1 protein-coding gene is annotated in these 23,226 nt (G+C 52.4%); it reads left to right on the forward strand.

Annotated features, from left to right (window positions below; all coding sequences use genetic code 11):
- Positions 1 to 89 precede the first annotated feature (89 nt).
- Entirely contained in the window at positions 90 to 23,183 is a 23,094-nt protein-coding gene (locus ICL07_RS20410) for a non-ribosomal peptide synthetase/type I polyketide synthase (protein ID WP_188089897.1), read from the forward strand.
- Positions 23,184 to 23,226: the final 43 nt, after the last annotated feature.

Consider the following 23,226-nt stretch of genomic DNA (forward strand, 5'->3'; position numbering starts at 1 on the left):
ACCCCGGGCTAAGATGTTATGTAATTTCTTTTTTGTCCATGGCTTTCGCCATGGATCATGGCGGAGCCATTTAAAAAATTGCATTGTTTATGGATCACACATCGCGTCCGGAGACGTTACAACAATTATTGACCGGACTTAAAGATGAACACAACAAAGGCGTCACTTTTATTACGGGCAGCAACAAGGAAACCTTTCTATCTTACCGGCAGCTATATGCGGATGCCCTGTCATGGCTCGCGCATCTGCAGGATAAAGGGCTGACACCAGGAATGGAACTGGTGTTGCAGATAGAAGACCAGGCTACTTTTTTACAGGTATTTTGGGCATGTTTGCTGGGTGGTATTATACCAGTACCGGTGGCTGTCACCTATGAAGGTGAAAATGCACAGAAGCTGTATAAAATAAAGCGTTTCCTGGATAAGCCGGTATTAGCCGTTAAACGCGCCCATTATGAGAAACTGTTGTCATCAGCCGGCGACAGCCAGGGCTTTGACAGCGTTGTTTTTACAGATGAAAAAGAAGACACGGGTAAAAAGGGTATAGTCGTTCCCGTTACCCCGGAAACGATCGCCTTTTTACAGTTTTCATCCGGATCTACCGGTAATCCCAAAGGGGTGGTACTTACACACCGCAATCTTCTCTCCAATATGTACGCGGCGATTGCCAGCCACCGGCTTACGCAGGAGGACAGCCATCTGAACTGGATGCCGCTCACACATGACATGGGACTTATCGGATTTCACCTGTATCCGACTGCTGCCGGACTTAACCACTACCTGATGCCCACCGATCTGTTTATCAGAAATCCTTTGCTGTGGATGCAGAAGATTTCGGAGCACGGCGTTACGGTAACGGGTTCTCCCAACTTCGGGTATAAATATTACCTGAACCAGTTTACGCCGGAGAAAGGTGCGGAACTGGACCTTTCCGCGCTGCGGTTCGTCATGAATGGCGCAGAGCCGATATCTGCATCTTTATGTCATCAGTTTTTAACAGTGATGGGTAATTATGGATTACGCGCCGCAGCTATGTCGCCCGGCTACGGGCTGGCAGAAGCAACGTTGCAGGTAAGTATTACTGATCCTGACGTGTTATTCAGCAGTGTATTCGTGCGCAGGGATTCATTGGTCACCGGGCAGGCGGTAACCGTCGCACCGCAGCATGAGGAGGCCATTGACAGTATAGAAGTGGTCAACCTGGGAAAAGTAATTGGCGGTGTGGCTGTGCGTATTACCGATGATGCCGGTCAGCCTTTGCCGGAAGGCCATTTGGGCCGGATTAACATCAGCGGCGACGCCGTGACGGCACGGTATTACAATAATGAGGTATCTACCGCGGCCGTTATCCACGACGGATGGCTGAATACCGGCGATACCGGTTTTGAGCTTGACGGACACCTCTTTATAGCAGGACGTTCGAAAGATATCATTTTCGTCAACGGTATGAATGTATATCCACACGATATTGAACATACCATCGAACGATGGAATGGCATAGAAGCCGGAAAGGTAGTGGCCTGTGGCGTTGCAGATGAAACAATGGGTACAGAAGCGATCATCGTTTTTGTGCTGCATAAATCTTCCATAGAGAAATTTTTGCCTGTGGCGGCAGCCATTAAAAGATGTGTTGCTTCCCGACTGGGGTTGGAAGTGAAACATGTGTTGCCGGTAAGGAAGGTTCCTAAAACAACCAGCGGAAAAGTAAAAAGATACACTTTTGCGGAAGAATACCGGCAGGGCGCCTATGAAGGCGTCATTCGTGAGATCCGGGATGCTGCACCGGCAGCAGGCACTCCCAGCCATCAACTATCCTTTACGGCTGTACGGGATTGGTTATGGAAATGGCTGCAGGACCGGTTTAAACTCCCCGTAGCAGTCTTATCGACGGACCAGCCCTTTGCAGAATACGGTATGACCTCCATGCATGCCGTGATGCTGGCCGCTGACCTGGAAGAATGGCTGCAGGCGCCGGTAGATAAAACGCTGGTGTATAATTATACTACGGTAACTGCATTGGCTACGCATCTTTCCGGTCATACTACCACTGCCCAAACAGACGCATTACATCGCCATCGCACAGATGAACGGATTGCTATCATCGGTATGGGATGCCGTTTCCCGGGCGGAGTGGACAGTCCGGCGGCTTTCTGGGACCTGCTACGGCAACAGCGTAGTGGCGTTACCGTTGTACCGCAGGACCGCTGGGACGTGGAGCAATATTATAGCGCGGCGGAAGATGAGCCGGGTAAGATGTATACCCGCCATGGCGGCTTCATTGAGCAGGTGGCCCAGTTTGATCCCCTCTTCTTTGGCATTTCACCCAGGGAGGCAGCGGGGATGGACCCGCAACAACGTCTGTTGCTGGAAGTATGCTGGGAAGCGATGGAGCATGCGGGTATCGCTCCATCGGCGTTGAGAGGCAGCGACACCGGCGTATTTGTAGGTTCCGGTACCGACGACTATCAGCAGATTGTCCGGGAGCATACCTCCCCGGCTTTGTTTGAAGATGCCTTCAGCAGCCTCGGGTTGCAAAGAAGTGTCGCCGCTGGCAGGATTGCTTACCTGTTTGACTTTCACGGTCCGGTGTTGCAGCTGGACACTGCTTGTTCTTCTTCTTTGCTGAGCGTACATGAAGCCTGCCGGCATCTGTTGACAGGAGAGTGTTCATTGGCGCTGGCTGGCGGCGTCAATCTTATGCTTACGCCGGAAACGACCATACAACTGTGCCGCATGAATGCGCTGTCATCCACAGGGCAGTGCCATGCATTTGATGAACAGGCTGATGGTTATGTAAGAGGAGAGGGCGCAGGGATGGTCGTCTTAAAACGCCTCAGCGATGCGCAGGCCGATGGAGATACCATCCTTGCCGTGATCAGCGGTTCGGCTGTAAACCACGACGGACAAAGTAACGGGCTGACTGCACCCAACGGCGTCGCGCAGCAACAGGTGATCCGGAAAGCCTTGCGGCAGGCAGGACTGGAACCAGCAGCCGTACAGTACGTAGAAACACATGGCACCGGTACCAAACTGGGCGATCCGGTGGAGGCCCAGGCGCTGCACGCAGCATATGGACAGGGCCGTCCGGCGGATCATCCGCTGTTATTGGGCGCGGTGAAATCCAATATCGGCCACCTGGAAGCAGCGGCAGGCATCGCCGGGCTAATCAAAACCGTATTGTCGTTGCAACATCAGCAGTTACCTGCTACGCTGCATTTTAATACCCCCAGCAGTTTTATTCCCTGGAATGATATGCGCCTGCAGGTAGTGGACCGCCTGCGTTCCTGGCCCGCTACCGGCGATTTAAGACGTGCAGCCATCAGTTCCTTTGGACTGAGCGGCACAAACGTGCATGTTATCCTGGAAGAGGCGCCCGCTACTGACACGATAGTTACAATGCCGCCGCAATGGCCATCTTATCCGTTGACACTTTCTGCAAAATCGCCGGCTGCCTTGCAGGTACTGGCCGCCCGTTACCTCGCCACCCTGGAGCATTCCCATGATGCCGTAGCCGATATCGCCTACAGTACTTTCCATACAAGAGATGCCCATCCATACCGCATCGCTTTTCAGGCAGCTTCAGTAGCGGATATCACGCGGCAGCTGCGCGCTTATGCCGAAAATCCATATGCAGAAGAGGTGTTGTCGGCTATGGTACAACCACGGGACGGCCAGCTGGTATGGCTTTTCACCGGTGGCGGTTCGCAGTATTGGAATATGGGTGTTGAACTCTACCAGCACAACGCGGTGTTCCGGAAGGTGATAGATCATTGTGATGCCTGGCTGGAAACGCAATGGGGTATTTCGCTGACCACCTTATTGTACCGGATGGAGAAGAACGCCTCCAATGAACTGCTGCGGGAAATGACCTATTTCCAGCCCGCCGTCTTTGTTATCTCCTGCGCATTAGCGGAAGTATGGAAATCATGGGGCATCACACCGGCTATTGTGGCCGGGCACAGTTTGGGAGAATATGCCGCTGCTTATGTGGCCGGCGTATTTACCCTGGACGAAGGGCTGCAGCTGGTCACGGCAAGAGCGCGCCTGATGCAGGCGGTGAAAGAACCCGGCGCCATGGCTACTGTCTTTGCCACCGAAGCGGAGGTAGCGGCTGTGATCAGTCCCTACGGCCGTGACATCGCTATCGCAGCTATCAACGGTCCCGCGCTGACGGTGATCTCCGGGAAAAAACAGGTGGTATCCGATGTGCTGAAAACATTGGAAACAGCTGGTGTCAATGGCCGTGAACTGCTGATTGCACAGGCCTCTCATTCGCCCCTGATGGAATCTATGCTGCCGGAATTCCGGGAAGTAGCGAAACAGATCACTTTCCGCACACCGCAGCTGCAACTGATTTCCAACATCACCGGAACCGTGGTGACGCAGGAAGTAACGGATTACCGGTACTGGTGCGATCATATTGTTTCGCCGGTGCAGTTTGCGAAGAGTATGCAGACCATCACCCAACTGGGCGGGGAAACGCTGATGGAGTTGGGACCGCAGCCCAACCTTTTGTCTATGGTGCAACTCAGCGCCACCTATGCGGAAGACCACCTATTGCCCTGTATGAAGCTGGGACATTCTTCCTGGAACATGATGCTGCAGGCCCTGCTGTCGCTGTATGTAAAAGGATTCCCCGTTCAATTGCAACAGCTCTTTGATCATCCTGGCTACCGGCGTATACCGTTACCGCTATATGCGTTTAACCGGCAACGTTACTGGGCCTGTGAAAAAGAAACTACTGATACTACCCATTCGCAATACGAACTTAAAAGTAAGGTTATGACTGAAACGAACCAGGTATCATATCAACGTGCCGCCATACTGCGGGACGTTACGGATATATTCAGCAGGCTGCTTAAAATTCCGGCTGCCAATATTAATATACATGCCCGTTTTCTCGAAATGGGCGCAGACTCGCTGGTACTGGCGAGTGCTGTCCGAAGAATAGAGAAAAAGTACAACGTCAACTTTAGTATCCGGCAGCTGTTTGAAACGTTGACCTCCCTTCACCTGATGACGGAGTACATCGTGGCCCGGGTACCGGCAGCGGCTGTACCCGAGCCGGTGGCTGCTCCTGCGGCGGTGCCGGAGGTAATAGCGGCGCCCGCCCCGCAGCCGGTAGTAAATGTAGCACCGGTGAAAACCAATGGCGTGGTGCATCCGCCGGCACCGCCGGAAACCGCTGTATCACAGCGATTGTTTGATGTGCTGGAACAACAGCTGGGGTTATTGTCGCAATATCTTGGTACCGGCCCATTGCAACGGCAGCCGGTTGCGGCCCCTGTCAGCCATGTACCGGCGGTACCCGAGCCTGTGCAGACTAACGGTAACGGTACCCCCGCCATCGCGGAAGTGACGAAAGCGCCGGTACAGCACCGGTCCATTTTCCCGAAAATAGAAACCCGTCCGGCGCAAACGGGCTACAGCACTGCCCAACAGGAGTACCTGGATGCATTTATCCGCCGCTATAATCTTAAAACACAACAATCCAAAGCACTCACGCAGCAGTACCGCCCGGTGTTGGCAGACAACCGCGCCTCTGCAGGATTCCGTTTTTCTACCAAAGAACTGGTATATCCGATACAGGCGGCTTCTTCTGCCGGTGCAACAATCACCGATATTGACGGTAACACCTACATCGACCTGGCCATGGGGTTTGGCGTGGACCTGCTGGGGCATTGTCCTCCGGTGATAGTGAACGCCCTTCAGCAGCAATTGCAACAGGGTTTTCAACTGGGACCGCAAACACCGCTTGCCGGACAGGTGGCTGAACTGGTTACCTCGCTCACCGGGGCAGACCGCGCCAGTTTTCATAACTCGGGTACCGAAGCGGTCATGACCGCCATCCGGTTGGCCCGTACCGTGACCGGCAGGAAAAAGGTGGCTGTCTTTGCCGGCTCTTATCACGGTCACTTCGATGGTACCCTGGCGGCGCCGGAAGACCTGGAACGCTCTCATGCCGGCGTGCCTATGGCGTTAGGCATCGTACATAACATGGTGGCCGATGTATTGGTATTCGACTATCATCATCCCGATGTGGTGGAACAGATCCGCACACATAAACACGAACTCGCTGCCGTGCTGGTGGAGCCGGTGCAGAGCCGTAAACCAGGCTATCAGCCCAAGGCCTTGTTACACGCCCTGCGTGCGATGACGACAGCGGAAGATATCGCGCTGATCTTCGATGAGATGATCACCGGTTTCCGTATTCATCCGGGTGGCGCTCAGGCACATTTTGGCGTAAGGGCCGATCTGGCTACCTATGGCAAGATCGCAGGCGGAGGGTTGCCCATAGGCATTATCGCTGGCAGCCGCAAGTATATGGACGCGCTGGACGGCGGTGTATGGCAGTATGGGGATGATTCCTATCCCGCTACAGATACTACTTTCTTTGCCGGTACTTTTTGTAAGCATCCGCTGAGTATGTCGGCCACCCTGGCGCTGTTGAAAGAGCTGCACCGGAGAGGCCCTGTACTACAGGAGCAACTGAATGCCCGTACGGCGAAGTTGGTGCAGGAGTTGTCTGTTTTCTTCCGGGAGAATAATGTACCGATGGAAGTACATCACTTCGGTTCTCTGTTTTATTTCGCCATCACGTCCAATATGGATCTCTTTTTCTATCATCTGCTGGATAAGGGTATTTATGTATGGGAAGGAAGGACCTGTTTCCTCTCTGATGCGCATACAGACGAAGATGTACGCCGGATCAGCAAAGCTATCAAAGACAGTATCCACGATTTGCAGGGAGCCGGTTTCCTGCCGCAACCAGCTGTGCCGGTTGCCCGCGAAACAACTGTAGCGGCATGGGAAGAAGAAACGTTGCAGGCAATAACGCGCCAGGAAAGACCGGAGCGTATCCCTTTATCGTTTAGCCAGGAACGTTTGTGGTTCATCGATCAGCTGGAAGGCAGCGTACAATACAATGAGCGTGCCGCTTACCGCCTGAAAGGTACACTGAATAAGGATTCCCTGAGCTACGCTTTCCGTAGTATCGTGAACCGACATGAAATACTCCGTTCGGTAATCGAGGGAGAAGACGGTAATACCTGGCAACGGGTACTGGAAAAAGACCAATGGCAACTGGAAGTTGTAGACGGCACTACTATGGAAACCACCCTGGATGCCCGCATAGAAGCCATTGTGCACCGTCCTTTTGATCTGGCAAAAGACCATATGCTGAGGGCTGCGGTGATCCGCATTGCGCCCGACGAGCATATACTGGTGCTGGTGATGCATCATATCGCTTTTGATGGTTGGTCGGTACATATCGTAATGGAAGAACTGCTGGCAGGCTACGAAGCGCACGCCACAGGCCGCCCGCAACAGTTGCCGGAGCTACCGGTGCAGTATGTGGACTATGCCATATGGCAACGGCTACACGCAGATAGTCCCATCATGGAAAAACAGTTGCAATACTGGCGGAAAAAGCTGGAAGGCATTGAACTGCTGCAACTGCCGGCAGACTATACACAACCCACGGTAAGGACTAAACGCGGCGGCTTTGTGTCCGCTACCATTCCCAAAGCGTTAACCCTGCAGTTACAGCAACTGGGAAAACAACAGGGCGCTACCTTATACATGATATTGCTCAGTGCCTTCAAAGTGCTGATGTACCGCTACAGCGGTCAGGAAGATATATGCGTAGGCGGGGTAATAGCAGGCAGACAACCCGAAATAGAATCGCTGATTGGCTTCTTTGTCAACACCTATGCGCTGCGCAGCAACCTGAAAGGTAACCCTTCGTTCCTGACTTTCCTGCAACAGGTAAAAAATACGACACTGGAAGTATACGAAAACCAGGATATCTCTTTTGAAAAAGTAGTGAATGCGATCTCCGGACAAAGGGATGCGAATCAAAACCCGCTCTTCCGTATCATGTTCTCCATGCAGAACGTACCGGAGGCCCCGGAGCTGCGCTTTGGCGATATTATAGCGGAAAGAGAGCCGGTAGCCCGTATTACCAGCCTGTTTGATATCTCCTGGTCGGTAGAGGAAAAACCGGATGGTATCCTGGTGGAAACGGAATATAGCGCCGACCTGTTCAGTGAAGCAACTATCCGGCGCATGGTGAGTCATTACCAGGTGCTGCTGGAGGCGATTGTACAACAGCCATCCCAGCGGGTAGGAACACTGCGTTTGCTGCACCAGGCCGAAGAACAGCAGCTGCTGAAACAATTTAACCATACGGAAGGTCCCGTATTGTTGGGAAAAAATGAAACGTTTGTTTCCCGTTTCGATGCGCAGGTAGCGAACACGCCCGATGCGACAGCCGTAGTCTGGAACGGTCAACAGCTCAGCTACCGCGAGCTGCATCAAAGAGCAGGGCAGCTGGCACTATATCTCCGGAAAGCAGGAGTAAAAGCGGAATCACTGGTACCCATACACGCTGACAGGTCCATTGCCATGATCACCGCTATACTGGCCGTGCTGAAGGCCGGTGGCGCTTATGTGCCCATTGATCCCGATTTTCCGGAAGAAAGGAAAACCTTTATCCTGGAAGACACCGCCGCTACCGTAGTAATCAGCAGCGTAGCCGGTATTGAAACCGGCAGCGGTGTACAGCTGATTACACTGAAGGAAGATGGTACCGGGGTAGCCGAAGATATTAATACGACAGCTTTGCCGGAAGTAAACCCTGCTTCGCTGGCGTATATCATCTATACTTCCGGTTCTACCGGCAAACCCAAGGGCGTGATGGTAGAACACCGGCAATTGCTGAATTATCTGGTCAATAGTCAAACAGCCTATCTCAGCAGCCAGGAAGATGTGTCCGGTAGTTATGTACACCTGTCCTATACGTTTGATGCGGCGGTGACCGCCTTGTTGATGCCGTTGTTGCAGGGTAAATCCATTGTAGCCGGTACCAAAAAAGCAACGGAGGTTTTCAGTGATGCAGCTTTCGGTGCGCATGCGCCATATGATTTTATTAAACTGACACCTGCGCACATGCCCCTGCTGGAAGCGGTGGCCGACGGCCATCATGGCGCCTGGTTCGCAAAGAAGCTGGTACTGGGAGGAGAGGCATTGCACCTGAGCCAGGTACAGTTCCTGATCGATAAAGATATCGATGTAGAGATCATTAACGAGTACGGGCCTACGGAGGCTACTGTAGGTTGCAGTGTCTTTTCATTCCGTACCGGTGGCGATGTAACGGCGCTGAGTCATGGTATACCTATCGGTAAGCCCATCGATCAGACACAGTTGTATATTCTGAATGAATACCAGCAATTATGCCCGGTAGGTGTACCAGGTGAAATATACATCGGTGGCGCCGGTGTAGCGAGAGGTTATCTGCATCAACCGGCACTCACGGCGGAAAAATTTATTGCAGATCCTTTCGGTATTGTGCCTGGTGCCCGCTTGTACAAAACAGGCGATCTGGCCAAATGGCTGCCCGATGGTAACCTGCTTTACATTGGTCGTAAAGATGACCAGGTAAAAGTACGCGGCTACCGCATAGAACCGGGAGAGGTGGAACAGGCGCTGAACCAGTTGCCCGATGTGGCGGAAAGTTGTGTAGTAGTGAAAAAAGATCAGTTTGAAGCCAATAAACTGGTAGGCTACTATGTGCCTGCGGTGCAAAGTATCCGGGAGAAGGAACAGGTGTTATACCGCCAGCAGGTAGCCGACTGGAAGGTGCTTTATGAAACGGCCTATAGCAATGCGGTGGTGCCGCCGGATACGGAAGCAGAATTTGACCTGGCCGGCTGGAATGACAGCTTCACCGGTAAAGCCATCCCGGCGGAACATATGCGGGAATGGCTGGATGATATCATATCTGTATTGTTGTCCTATCCGGCTGAAAAAGTGCTGGAAGTGGGTAGTGGTACAGGCCTGATTTATTATTCGCTGGCGGCACATGTGAAGAAATACACGGGCATGGACTTCTCACAGGCGGCGATCAATAAAATCACTGCCAGGATTGCCAAAGAACAACGTCCCTATCCTGAAACAGTGCTGAAGGTAGGCGCTGCCCATGAGATAGCGACGGTAATGGGAGAGGAGTCTGTAGATCTGATCGTTATCAACTCCGTTGCACAATACTTCCCTGGTGGAGAATATCTCCGGGAAGTGCTGCACACGGGTATTTCGCTGCTCAATGGAAAAGGACGCATCGTTCTTGGCGACGTAAGAGACGACCGTTTGCAACCCTCGTTTAAAAGCCGTTTGCTGCTGGATAAATACCAGGAAAAAACACCTGTTCGCGATTTCGCCTGGAATATAGAACAGGAGCTGTTGAGAGAAGAAGAATTGTGTTTCTCTCCGGCTTACTTCCACCGGCTGAAAAACCTGTACCCGGAAATTATCCATGTAGAAATACAATGGAAAAACGCGGCGCATGTCAATGAGCTATCGTTATATCGTTATACCGTAACGCTCTACGTAGGCATTGAAAAAGTGTGGCAACGGCCGGTATGGCGCGACTGGAACGATATCGCTGATAAACAACAGCTGATTCGTCAACTGGAAAAAAATGAACCGGTGCTCGCGCTGCGGGCTGTTCCCAATCCGCGTTTGTGGAAGGAAATACGGCTGAACCAGGGAATGAGCCATCGCCAGGTGTTTACTACCGGTGATCTGTTAAAATTTATCGATCAGAAAGATGAACAGATACCCGTAGTGGAAGAGCTGCTGGCGATAGCCGATAGTCAGGGGTATCATAGCAGATGGCTGTTGAACGAAGATGTTTTCACGATAGACCTGTTGCTGGAAAAAACACCGCAGCATGGATTTGTGGCCCAGCCAGCCTGGGACCGGCTGTATTCCGGCAGTGAGTCCTACACGAATACGCCGTTGTATGCAGACATCTGTGCCCTGTTGCAAAAAGACATGCGTGCACAGTTGTCGCAACACTTGCCGGACTACATGATTCCTGCCGACCTGGTGGCCTTGCCTAACCTGCCACTGACGATCAATGGTAAAGTAGACCGGAAATACCTCACCCGCAAGGAAGATACGCCGTATAAAGGTAGCGGTGATGATGCCGCGCCGGTAACTGCGTTACAACAACAACTCATCGATATCTGGAAAGACCTGATGGAGATGGACAATATCGGGGTGAATGATGATTTCTTTGAGATGGGAGGTCACTCTCTGCTGGCGATACGTTTGGTAGGTGCTATCCGTAAAACGCTGGGCGCAGAATTAACGGTGAACGATTTTTTTGCTTACCCTACCGTGAGCCTGTTATCCGGTTTCCTGGAACAATCCGGCAAAGGGCAGGAGCGCCCTGCGATCGTAGCGGGTATCCGGCCCGAACGTATCCCGCTTTCGTATAGCCAGGAACGTTTGTGGTTCATTGATCAGCTGGAAGGCAGCGTACAATACCATGTACCGGCAGCATTGAGACTTATCGGCCAACTGGATACCGGTGCGCTGGCTACCGCGCTCATGATCATCGTGAACCGCCATGAAGTGCTGCGTACCGTTATTTTACAGGAAGACGGACATCCTTATCAGCGCGTGATGCCGAAAGACCAGTGGCGGCTGCAGAAAATCGACGGCGCCGCTTATATGACGGATACCGCGGCGTTGAAACAACGTATACACGAACTGATACATACCCGCTTTGATCTCGCCAAAGATCATATGCTGCGCGCCAGCCTTATTCAGCTGGAGCCAACGGAACATATATTGGTCGTTACTTTACATCATATCGTTTCCGATGCGTGGACGGTGAACATCATCGTGAAAGAGCTGGTAGAGCTGTATAACGCTTATCTGGAAGAGCGTACCGGTAAGGTGAATAAACTCAGCATCCAGTATGCGGATTATGCCATCTGGCAACGCCAGCACCTCACGGGAGAACTCCTGTCCGAACAACTGGGCTACTGGCGTAACCGGCTGGAAGGTGTAGAGCCGTTAAATTTGCCGACGGACTATGCCCGTCCGCTTATCCAAAGTACCCGTGGCGCTATCAGCGTCTTTAACATCGACGCGGAAACCACCGCGCAATTACGGCAATTATCCAAACAGCAGGGTACTACCTTGTTTATGACGCTGCTGGCGGCATTCAAGGTATTACTGTATCGTTACAGCGGCCAGGATGATATCTGCACCGGTACCTCCATCGCCGGCAGAACCTATCCGGAAACGGAACCACTGATCGGATTCTTTGTGAACACGCTGGCTTTGCGCAGCAACCTGGCAAACAATCCTTCCTTTACCGCGTTGCTGCAACAGGTGAAACAAACAACGCTGGATGCCTACGATCACCAGGAAGTACCCTTTGAAAAAGTGATTGAGGTGGTAGAAAAACAACGCGACATGAGCAGGGCATCCCTGTTCCAGGTGATGTTTGAACTCTTCAATACCCCGCCGGTACCCGATATCAGGCTGGGCGAGGTACAGCTGACCAACGAACCGCTGGAACATACCACTACGTTGTTTGATCTGAGTTGCTGCCTGACAGAATCGGGAGACATCCTGGAAGGTTATGTGGAATACAGCGCGGATCTCTATAGCGAAGCCACTATCCAGCGCATGACCGGCCACTTCAAACAATTGTTGCTGGCTATCATTAAAGACCCTTCCACCAGGATAGGCACCCTGCCGATGTTGCATGCGGAGGAAACCACACAGTTGCTGCATACCTTCAATAATACCGATGTGGCTTATCCCGGTGATGGCCGTACGTTTACGGAATTGTTTGCAGAACAGGCGGTGCGTACACCGGAAACCATCGCTATTACGCTGGAAGATACAACGGTTACCTACCGTGAACTGGACGAACGCTCCAATCAGCTGGCGCATTTCCTGCAGAAAAGAGGCGTTACGACAGATGTGCTCGTGCCGTTGTGTATAGAACGCTCCGTGGAGATGATCATCAGCATATTAGGTATACTGAAGGCTGGCGGCGCCTATGTGCCCGTAGATCCTGAATATCCGGCAGACCGGGTACAGTATATCGTGCGCGATTGCGGTGCACAGTTAGTGATCGCCAGTGACGCTACAAAAGAAAAATTCGCATCCCTGGAGGTAGCCCTGGTGACACCGGATATGACAGCCGCTGAATTAGTGACAGCACCGGTAACCGGCCCGGCGCCGGGAGATCTGGCCTATGTGATTTACACCTCCGGATCTACCGGCAGACCTAAAGGCGCCATGATAGAACATGCAGGCATGTTAAACCACCTCTATGCCAAAACCACTGATCTGAAAGTTGACCAGGATACGGTATTGGCCTTTACTGCCTCTTTTACGTTTGATATATCTGTCTGGCAGATGCTGGCCGCCCTGTTACATGGTGGTCGCACCGTCGTTTACCGGGAACAGCTGATCCTTGATCCGGTATCCCTGATCCGCACAGTGGAGAAAGATAAAGTAACGATCCTGGAATTGGTGCCTTCTTATCTGTCGACCGTACTGGCGGAAGATATACGGGTGAAACTACATCACCTGAAATGGTTGCTGGTAACGGGAGAAGCGATCAGTCAACCCGTATTGCAACAATGGTTTAATCATCCTGACTATGGACATGTTCCGGTAGTTAACGCTTACGGACCTACGGAGGCGTCGGATGATATCACCCATTACTTTATGTATGAAGCGCCTGAGCGCACCAATATCCCACTGGGCAAACCGTTGCAGAACCTGAAGATTTATATCCTGGACCAGTCCATGCAGTTATGCCCTGTAGGCGTGGCGGGTGAAATCTGTGTTTCCGGTATTGGTGTGGGCCGTGGCTACCTGAAGCAAGGTGCGCTTACCGCTGCCAGCTTCGTTACCGATCCTTTCAGGGAGGGCGTACGCATGTATCGCACCGGCGATCTCGGCAGATGGTTGCCCGATGGCAATCTCGAAAACCTCGGCCGGCTCGATCACCAGGTAAAAGTACGCGGACACCGGATTGAACTGGGGGAAATTGAAAACGCCTTACAACAGATAGAACTGCTGAAACAGTCCGTGGTACTGGCTAAGACCGATACCAACAGCGCCGGTCAACACAAACGGCTGACCAGCTATTATGTGCCCGATCATCAATTGGTGCTGCAACAGGAAGAAATGTTATACCAACAACAACAGGAAAACTGGCATGAGCTATGGGAAACAGAGTATGCCAGAACAGAGGAGGCGGGAGACAGTGAAGCAGAATTCAACCTCACCGGCTGGAATGACACCTTTACCGGAAAGCCTATACCGGAAACGGATATGCGTAAATGGCTGGATGATACGGTAGAGAGTATCCTGGCCGAACACCCAAGCCGGGTGCTGGAACTGGGATGTGGTGCAGGTTTGCTCTATTATCAGCTGGCTGGCCATATCAACAAATACGTGGGTATGGACTTTTCCAGTGTATCCGTTGACGCTATACGCCGCCGCATCGGCAAAGGCGAGCGGGAATACCCTGAAACCGTGCTGAAAGTAGGTGCTGCCCACGAAATAGAAAAAGTGGCGGATCATATAGTCGATATGGTTATACTGAACTCTGTTGTCCAGTATTTCCCCGGTAAAAAATACCTCTCCGATATCATCCGGGATTGTATCCCCTTGTTAAAAGATGGTGGCCGTATCGTGCTGGGCGATGTGCGGGACAACCGGTTGCTAAAGCTGTTGAAAACGCGGTTGTTGCTGGATAAGTTCCACGACCGCACCGATATACGGGAACTGATGTGGGGCGTAGACCAGGAACTGCTGAAAGAAGAAGAATTATGCTTCTCTCCTGATTATTTCTACCAGTTGAAAGCGCTTCATCCGGAGGTGACGCATGTAGATATCCAGCTGAAAAAAGGCGATTATGTGAATGAACTGACACTGTACCGCTATACGGTGGTAATTTATGTAGGTGTCGAAAAACCGCTGCTGGAGCCAGCCTGGATACCGTGGAATGAAATAGTGGACAAAAAAGGTATCCTCACACAACTGGCTAATGGTGTTGCTTCCATCGCGCTGCGTGATGTGCCTAACCCACGTTTGTGGAGAGAAACATTATTGGAAAAAGGAATAAAAGACAACACCCTGCTCACAGTGGGAGATCTGACAAACTATATCGCAACGCCCGATAGCGGCAGCAATATCGCTGAGGAGTTGTTGCGCGTGGCCAGGGAACAGGGATATCATTACCGGTTTTTGTTGAATGATGATCCCCTGAAGATGAACCTGCTGCTGGAAAGAAATGCGGCTGAGGGATTTGTGAAACAGGCCTATGGTCATACTCCGGGAGCTGCTACGGTAGCGAATATCCCGTTGTTCAACGATATCTGCGGATTGTTGCAACAGGATATCCGTAAGCAGTTGAAGGCACGCCTGCCGGATTACATGGTGCCGGCTGATTTTGTGGCGTTGTTACGTTTACCCCTGACCGGCAACGGTAAGGTAGACCGTAAATTCCTGATGTTGCGGGAAGACATGCAGCGCAGAAGTCTCATTAACTATAAACCACCGGTTACCCTGCTGGAACAACTCCTCACGGATATCTGGCAGGAGTTGCTGGGACAAGACCAGGTAGGAACGCATGATAATTTCTTTGAATTGGGTGGTCACTCCCTGATGGCTACCAGAGCTGTTTCTGCCATCCGCAAAAAAATAGCGGTGGAAGTAACCGTGAAAGATTTCTTCCTGTATCCCACCATTGTACAACTGGCAGCATATCTGCAACGACAGCATAAAAATGAAGAAGCGGTGCCGGAGATTAAAGCCCTGCCACGACCCGCACGTATTCCGCTTTCGTATAGCCAGGAACGTTTGTGGTTTGTTGACCGTCTCGAAGGAAGTGTACAGTATCACATGCCCGCTACATTGAGGTTGCGCGGTTCATTGGATATAGCAGCCCTGCACGAGGCGCTGGCTACTATCGTGAACCGGCATGAAGTGTTGCGTACCGTGATCCGATGGGAGGATGGGACGCCCTTCCAGCAAATACTTCCGGAGCATCAATGGCGTTTGGCCGTTACCGATGGCAGCGCTTATACACCGGCGCAATTGCATGCCCTTGCTGGTAATTTGGTGGCGCAACCATTTAATCTTTCCACTGATCATACCCTGCGCGCCCACCTGGTTACCCTGTCAGCGGAGGAATACCTGCTGGTGGTGGTATTACACCATATTGCAGCTGATGGCTGGTCTATCACCATACTGGTGAAAGAACTGGTGGAGCTGTACGAGGCTATTGCTACCGGTCGTGCAGCGCAACTGCCGGAACTGGAAATACAGTATGCAGACTATGCCATCTGGCAACGGGATTACCTCTCTGCAGCTGTGCTGGAAAATAAGCTGGCTTACTGGAAAGAAAAACTGTCCGGCGCCGGGGTCCTGGCCTTAACCACCGATTATCCGCGACCTGCCGTACAGAGCATACGCGGCGCCTCCATTGCTTTCCGGATCGATAGGGAACTGTCGGAACAGCTGCAGGCATTGTCCCGCAGACAAGGTGTTACGCTCTTTATGACGCTGTTGTCGGCATTTAAGGTGCTGTTGTACCGTTACAGCGGTCAGGAAGATATCTGTGTAGGTACACCGGTGGCTGGCAGAACATTGCAGGAAACGGAAAAACTGATAGGGTTCTTTATCAATACACTGGCGTTGCGCAGTGATTTGAGCAATCAGCCATCGTTTATCTCCCTGTTACAACAGGTGAAGGCGACTACGCTCAGTGCTTACGACAACCAGGAAGTGCCGCTGGAAAAAATCGTGGAAACCGTGGTGAAAGAACGGGATATCAGCCATAGTCCGCTGTTCCAGGTGTTGTTTGTATTACAGAACATGCCCGCTGCACCGGAAATCAAACTGGGCAATGTACGGTTGACGCAGGAAGATGCAGAGAAAAAAACGACGCAATTTGACCTTACCCTGGTGATAGAAGAAGGTGCCAATGGATTGACCGGTCAACTGGAATATTGCACGGACCTCTTCCATGCAGATACCATTAAACGAATGGTACAACATTTCCGGCAGTTGCTGCGTGCGATTGTAACAGCGCCTGAAACGCAGATACACCGGCTGCCGCTGTTGCATGCTGTGGAAGAAGAACAGTTGCTGACCGGGTTTAATCAGACTGCCACCCGCTGGCCGGTTGATGCCACGCTGGTAGACCTTTTCCGGGCGCAGGTTTCGCTCACACCGGATGCTGCTGCGGTAGTAGCCGGTACGGAAAACCGGACTTACAAAGAGCTGGATCAGCATTCGGATAGGATAGCAGCACACTTACAAAACAAAGGCGTACAGCCGGGAACGTTAGTGCCGTTGTATATTTCCCGTTCTGCAGATATGATTACCGCGATATTGGGTGTGCTGAAGGTTGGAGCAGTGTATGTGCCGATAGATCCGGAGTACCCGCAGGAAAGGGTGGCTTATATAGTGAAGGATACCGGCGCGTCACTGCTGGTGACCAATGGGGTAGCTAACCTGCCGGTGGAAATTGAGGTGATAGATACGAATAGTCCGGATGAAGATATACCAGCCCTGGCCGCCGTTACCCTGCAGCCGTCAGATCCGGCTTATGTGATTTATACTTCCGGGTCTACCGGTCAGCCTAAAGGCGTACTGGCAGAACACCGGTCGGTAGTGAACCTGATCATCGGCAACAGCCGGCGTTTAGGCATTGAGCCGGATGAACGGGTATTGTTGTTCTCCAACTACACTTTCGATGCCTCTGTAGAACAGATTTTCAGCGCATTGCTGAATGGCGCCGCCCTGGTGATACCATCAGCCGCGATACTGGCAGATCCGCGTTTGTTTGAACGTTTCCTGGAAGAGCAACGCATCACCCACCTGGAATGTACGCCCGGATTCCTGGCAAATATCACTCCCGCGCGGTATGGAGGGCTGAAACGTATCCTCTGCGGCGGCGAGGCTTGTCCGCAGGAACTGGCGGCACGCTGGAGCAGTCTGACCAGCTTCTATAACGTATACGGACCTACTGAGACGACGGTATCCGCTACATTGTATCCATACGCAGAAGATGCTCCTTGTCACGCCGGGATATTGCCGGTGGGTAAACCACTGGATAACGTACAGGCGTACGTGGTAGATGTATTTGGACAGCTGGCGCCTATTGGCGTGGGCGGCGAATTATGGCTGGCCGGCGCCGGTGTAACCCGTGGTTATTATAACCAGCCGGCATTAACAGCAGAGAAATTTATATCCAACCCTTTCAGTCAAAACGGTGACCGGATTTATAAAACCGGTGACAGGGTGCGCTGGTTGCCGGATGGTACCCTCGTATTCCTGGGCCGAACAGACGACCAGGTGAAGATAAGGGGGTACCGGGTGGAACCGGGCGAAACAGAAAGGATGTTGCTGGATTCCGGGCTGGTGAAGGATGCCACCGTTATCGCAGATACCGATGCCAATGGTGATACGCGGTTAGCCGGTTACATCGTTCCGGTGGATGTATTTGATAACGAAGGCCTGGTGGCTTATCTCCGTGAAAGACTGCCACAGTACCTGATTCCGGCGGTGTTGGTCCCCCTGGATAAACTGCCGCTGACCACTAATGGCAAGATCGATAAACGCGCCTTGCCACACCCGGATACCGGAGTATTGCCTGCTCAGGGATATGTAGCTCCCCGTAACCAAACGGAAGAGCAGCTGGCTACTATCTGGCGCGAATTACTCGGCATACAACAGATAGGGATATACGATAATTTCTTTGAACTGGGTGGTCACTCCCTGCTCGCCATGCGTCTGCAGGCTGCAATACGCACCCTGCTTTCTGCCGACGTACCGGTGAAAACACTGTTCCGGCATCATACCATTGCCGCATTGGCAGTAAATCTGCAGCCGGGGACCGGGCTGATACCGGTGACAGCAGCAGAACGGCCGGTGAACATACCGCTGTCGTACGCCCAGGAACGCCTGTGGTTTATCGACCAGCTGGAAGGCAGCATATCGTACCATATGCCGGTAGTGCTGCATTTAAAAGGCGGGGTGAATATAGATGCCCTGTCCCGCACCTTGCAGGAAATTGTGAACCGACACGAAGTACTGCGTACCGTGATCATCACCATAGACGGCACTCCCTACCAGCAGGTGTTGGACAAAGGCCAATGGAGCCTGGAAACGATCACTGTGCAACAGCCGTTGACCACTGAGGATATCACGGCCCTGGTGAACCAGCCCTTTGACCTCTCGCGCGACCATATGCTGAGAGCTGTGCTGGTGAATACCACCACTGATGAGCAGGTACTGGTGCTGACGCTTCACCATATCGCCAGCGATGGATGGTCTATGTCTGTACTCGCCGGAGAACTGGAGGAATACTACCAGGCGTTTGTCACCGATCAGGCCCCGCAATTGCCGGAGTTGGCTATTCAATATGCCGATTATGCCATCTGGCAACGTGCATCATTACCGGAAGCGGTACTGGAAGAACAGCTGGGCTACTGGAAACAAAAACTATCGGGAACGGATACACTGCAATTGCCGCTGGATTATCCAAGGCCGGCCGTGCAAAGCAATCGTAGCAGGGCTGCCAGCTTTAAGATAGATGCTGCGCTGACGACACAACTGCAGCTGTTGTCCCGCCGGCAGCAAACCACCTTGTTCATGACTTTACTGGCTGCGTTCAAAGTATTGTTGCACCGCTACAGCGGGCAGACCGATATCTGTATCGGTACGCCTACCGCTGGCAGAACACGGAAAGAGACAGAAGGGCTGATTGGCTTTTTCATTAACACGCTGGCGTTACGCAGCGATCTGTCGGATAATCCGTCCTTCATAGCGTTGTTGCAGCAGGTAAAACAAACTGCGCTCAGTGCCTACGATCATCAGGAAGTGCCGCTGGAAAAGATAGTGGAAGCAGTGGTGAAAGAACGTAATCTCAGCCATGCTCCATTATTCCAGGCGATGTTTATGCTGCAGAACATGCCATCGGTAACGGATATACGTTTGGAAGGACTGGAAATAGCCGCCGAATCGGCTGTGCAGACAGCGGGTCAGTTTGATCTGAGTTTGTCCATGGAAGAAGCAGACGGTGTACTGACTGGTTTCCTGGAATATGCTACCGACTTGTTTACCGCTGCTACCATTGATAGACTGATTACCCATTTTAAACAGCTGTTACAGGCTGTTGTGGCGTCGCCGGCTGCACCGGTCAGCCAGTTGGACATGCTGAACGCCGCAGAGAAAAATACGTTGCTGGAGGTGTTCAACAACACCGCTATGCCTTACCCTGCTGATAAAACCATCCTGGAGTTACTGGCTGCACAGGCGGCGCTCACGCCGGATGCAACGGCCGTCGTGCGGGGAACCGAAAGGCTTTCCTACGAGGAGCTGGACCGGCGCGCTACCTACCTGGCGCGTCACCTCATCACGGTGGGCGTGCAGGCAGAAACGCTGGTACCCGTTTGTGTGGACCGCTCGCCGAACATGGTAGTAGCCATACTGGCCATTCTGAAGGCCGGCGGGGCTTATGTGCCGGTGGACCCGGCATACCCGGCAGAACGTATCGGATACATTTTGCAGGATACCGCTGCCACGGTAGCTGTTGCCAGCCAAAGCAACGTATCGTTGCTGGGAGGCGCCGCTAATATAGTGGTACTGGAAACAGTATTCCAGGGTTATACCGGCGGACCGGTAACGGCACTGGAAACATTGCCTGCGGCGGATACCGCCGCCTATGTGATTTATACCTCCGGGTCTACGGGAAGGCCTAAAGGCGTGGTCATCGAACATCATAACCTGTATGGTTTCATCCGCTGGAGTATACAGGAATTTGCTGCCAGTCCGTTTGAAATCGTGTATGCGACAACGTCCGTTTGTTTTGATTTGTCCGTGTTTGAACTCTTCCTGCCGCTAAGTACCGGGATACCATTGCGCATACTGGAAAACGGCCTGGAAGTGCCGGCCTGGCTTGAAAAAGATACCGCGGTGTTGCTCAATACGGTGCCCAGTGTGGTTCAGAGCCTGTTGACGGCGAAGATGGACCTGTCGGCTATCAGCGTACTGAATATGGCGGGAGAGCCAATACCCGCTGAAGTGATCAGAAGCCCGTTCCTGGAAGGAATGGAAGTACGGAATCTCTATGGTCCTTCTGAATCTACCACCTACAGCACCAGTTATACTTTCGCGGATAACAAGGAAGTGCTGATCGGCAAACCGGTACATAATACCCGTATATACCTCACCGGTAGTAACGGGGAACTGGCGCCCATAGGAGCTATAGGAGAAATTTGTATTGCCGGTGCCGGTCTGGCTCGCGGGTACCTGCATCAGCCTGCGTTGACGGCAGAAAAATTTGTGACAGATCCTTTTGCTGCCACGAACGGCAGGATGTATAAAACCGGTGATCTGGGCAGCTGGTTGCCCGATGGTAACCTGCAGTATCTGGGCCGTAAAGATGATCAGGTGAAGATCCGCGGATATCGTATAGAACCTGGTGAAATAGAAGTGGTATTGCAACAAAGCGGACTGGTGAAACAGGCGGTAGTGCAGGTGAAGCCTGATGTGGCTGCTCACCAGCCCTATACCGGCGAACGTAAACTGGTGGCCTGGTTTGTGCCCGCTGAAAACCAGGATAAGGCGCAGCTGATTCAATACCTCAAAACAAAACTGCCGGACTATATGATCCCCTCCGTGTGGGTAGCGCTTTCGGCCATGCCGCTGACGGCCAACGGAAAAACGGACCGGCGTGCCTTGCCCAATCCGGATATGACCGCGTTGTCAGGAGCCAGTTATGTAGCGCCCCGCAATGAAACAGAGACTGTATTACAGGAGATCTGGTCTGTATTATTACAGCTACCACGGATAGGCATATACGATAATTTCTTTGAACTGGGCGGTCACTCGTTATTGGTGATCCGGGTGCTATCTGCTATCCGCAACCGCCTTGACGAAGTGGTGACTGTGAAGGAATTCTTCCGGATGCCGGACATAGCCTCCCTGGCGACTTACCTGCAACATCGTGATGAAAAGACAATAGCGCTGCCAACTATTGAAAGAGTGGCAGAACTGCCCGCACAGGTGCCCGTATCCGCAGCGCAGGAGTATCTATGGCGCATCGATCAGCTGCATGGCAGCATTCACTATCATATGCCGAATGCCTGGAGGTTGAAAGGTGCTATTGATACCAAAGCCCTGGAAAAGGCGCTTAAAACGATCGTCGGCAGACATGAAACGTTGCGGACGGTATTCCGGAAAACGGGAGAACAACTTTACCAGGTGGTATTGGAGCCGGAACGCTGGAAACTGAACGTGGTGAAGAAGAAAACCTTGCAGAAAGGAGAGGAGACTGCCGTGCAGCATTTTCTGAAAGAGTTGTTCTATACGCCATTTGATCTCTCCGCAGACTATATGCTGAGGGCGCATTTAATCAGCCTGTCGGCCACAGAGCAGGATCACCTGTTGTTGCTGACGACCCACCATATTGCATCCGATGGCTGGTCGGTATCGCTGCTGTTACATGAGCTGATAGCCCTGTATGAGGCATTTGCCAGCGGCGTATCATGGGCGCTGGAGCAGCCGGCTATCCGCTACGCGGACTATGCACTGTGGCAACGTAACTGGCTGGCAGCCGGTGCTGCGGATAAGAGCGTGCAATACTGGCAACAGCAGTTGCAGGGCCTGCCCGAGCCAACAGCTACCGTATCGGATGATGGCGCCGTGCTGACGCATACCATAGATGCAACATTGAGTACCCGGCTGAATACGCTGGCACAACAACAGGGCGTTACCCTGTTTATGGCTACACTGGCTGCTTTCCATGCATTGATGTATGCACAAAACGGAGTGGAGGACAGCTGCATCGGTACTACCATCGCAGGAAGAACACAACATGAAACCGAGAACGTGATCGGACTGTTTGTGAATTTCCTGGCACTGCGCAGTGACCTCTCCGGGGATCCTTCTTTCAGCGCCTTACTGCAACAGGTGAAACGGACAACACTGGATGCCTATGAGCACCAGGACCTGCCGTTTGCCAATGTGGTAGCTGCTGTTAACGGATCATGGCAGACAGGCCACCATCCTTTCTTTAATATCATGTTCGTGTTGCAAAACACACCACCGGAACCGGCCTTTAATCTCGGCAAGGCTATTGCTTCGCCGGAAGCGTTGCCGCACCTCGTGAGCCAGTATCATCTGAGTGTAACCGTCACCGAAAGTCCGGAAGGGTTAACAATAGAGATACTGTACCGCACGGCTGCATTTACCGAAGCGGCCATCCGGCAGCTGTTACAGCGCTATGAGGCCATTTTAAGGACGGTGGTGCAAGATCCTGCCATCAACATCAACCGTCTTCCCTGATTGCATATTAACCTGATGATAACACCCCCGGAAACACTGGTTT

The organism is Chitinophaga qingshengii, assembly GCF_014529935.1.
GTDB lineage: Bacteria > Bacteroidota > Bacteroidia > Chitinophagales > Chitinophagaceae > Chitinophaga > Chitinophaga qingshengii.

Bases quoted from the DNA above. Each gene is read 5' to 3' on its own strand.
- ICL07_RS20410 (WP_188089897.1), top strand. From the start codon at position 90: ATGGATCACACATCGCGTCCGGAGACGTTACAACAATTATTGACCGGA.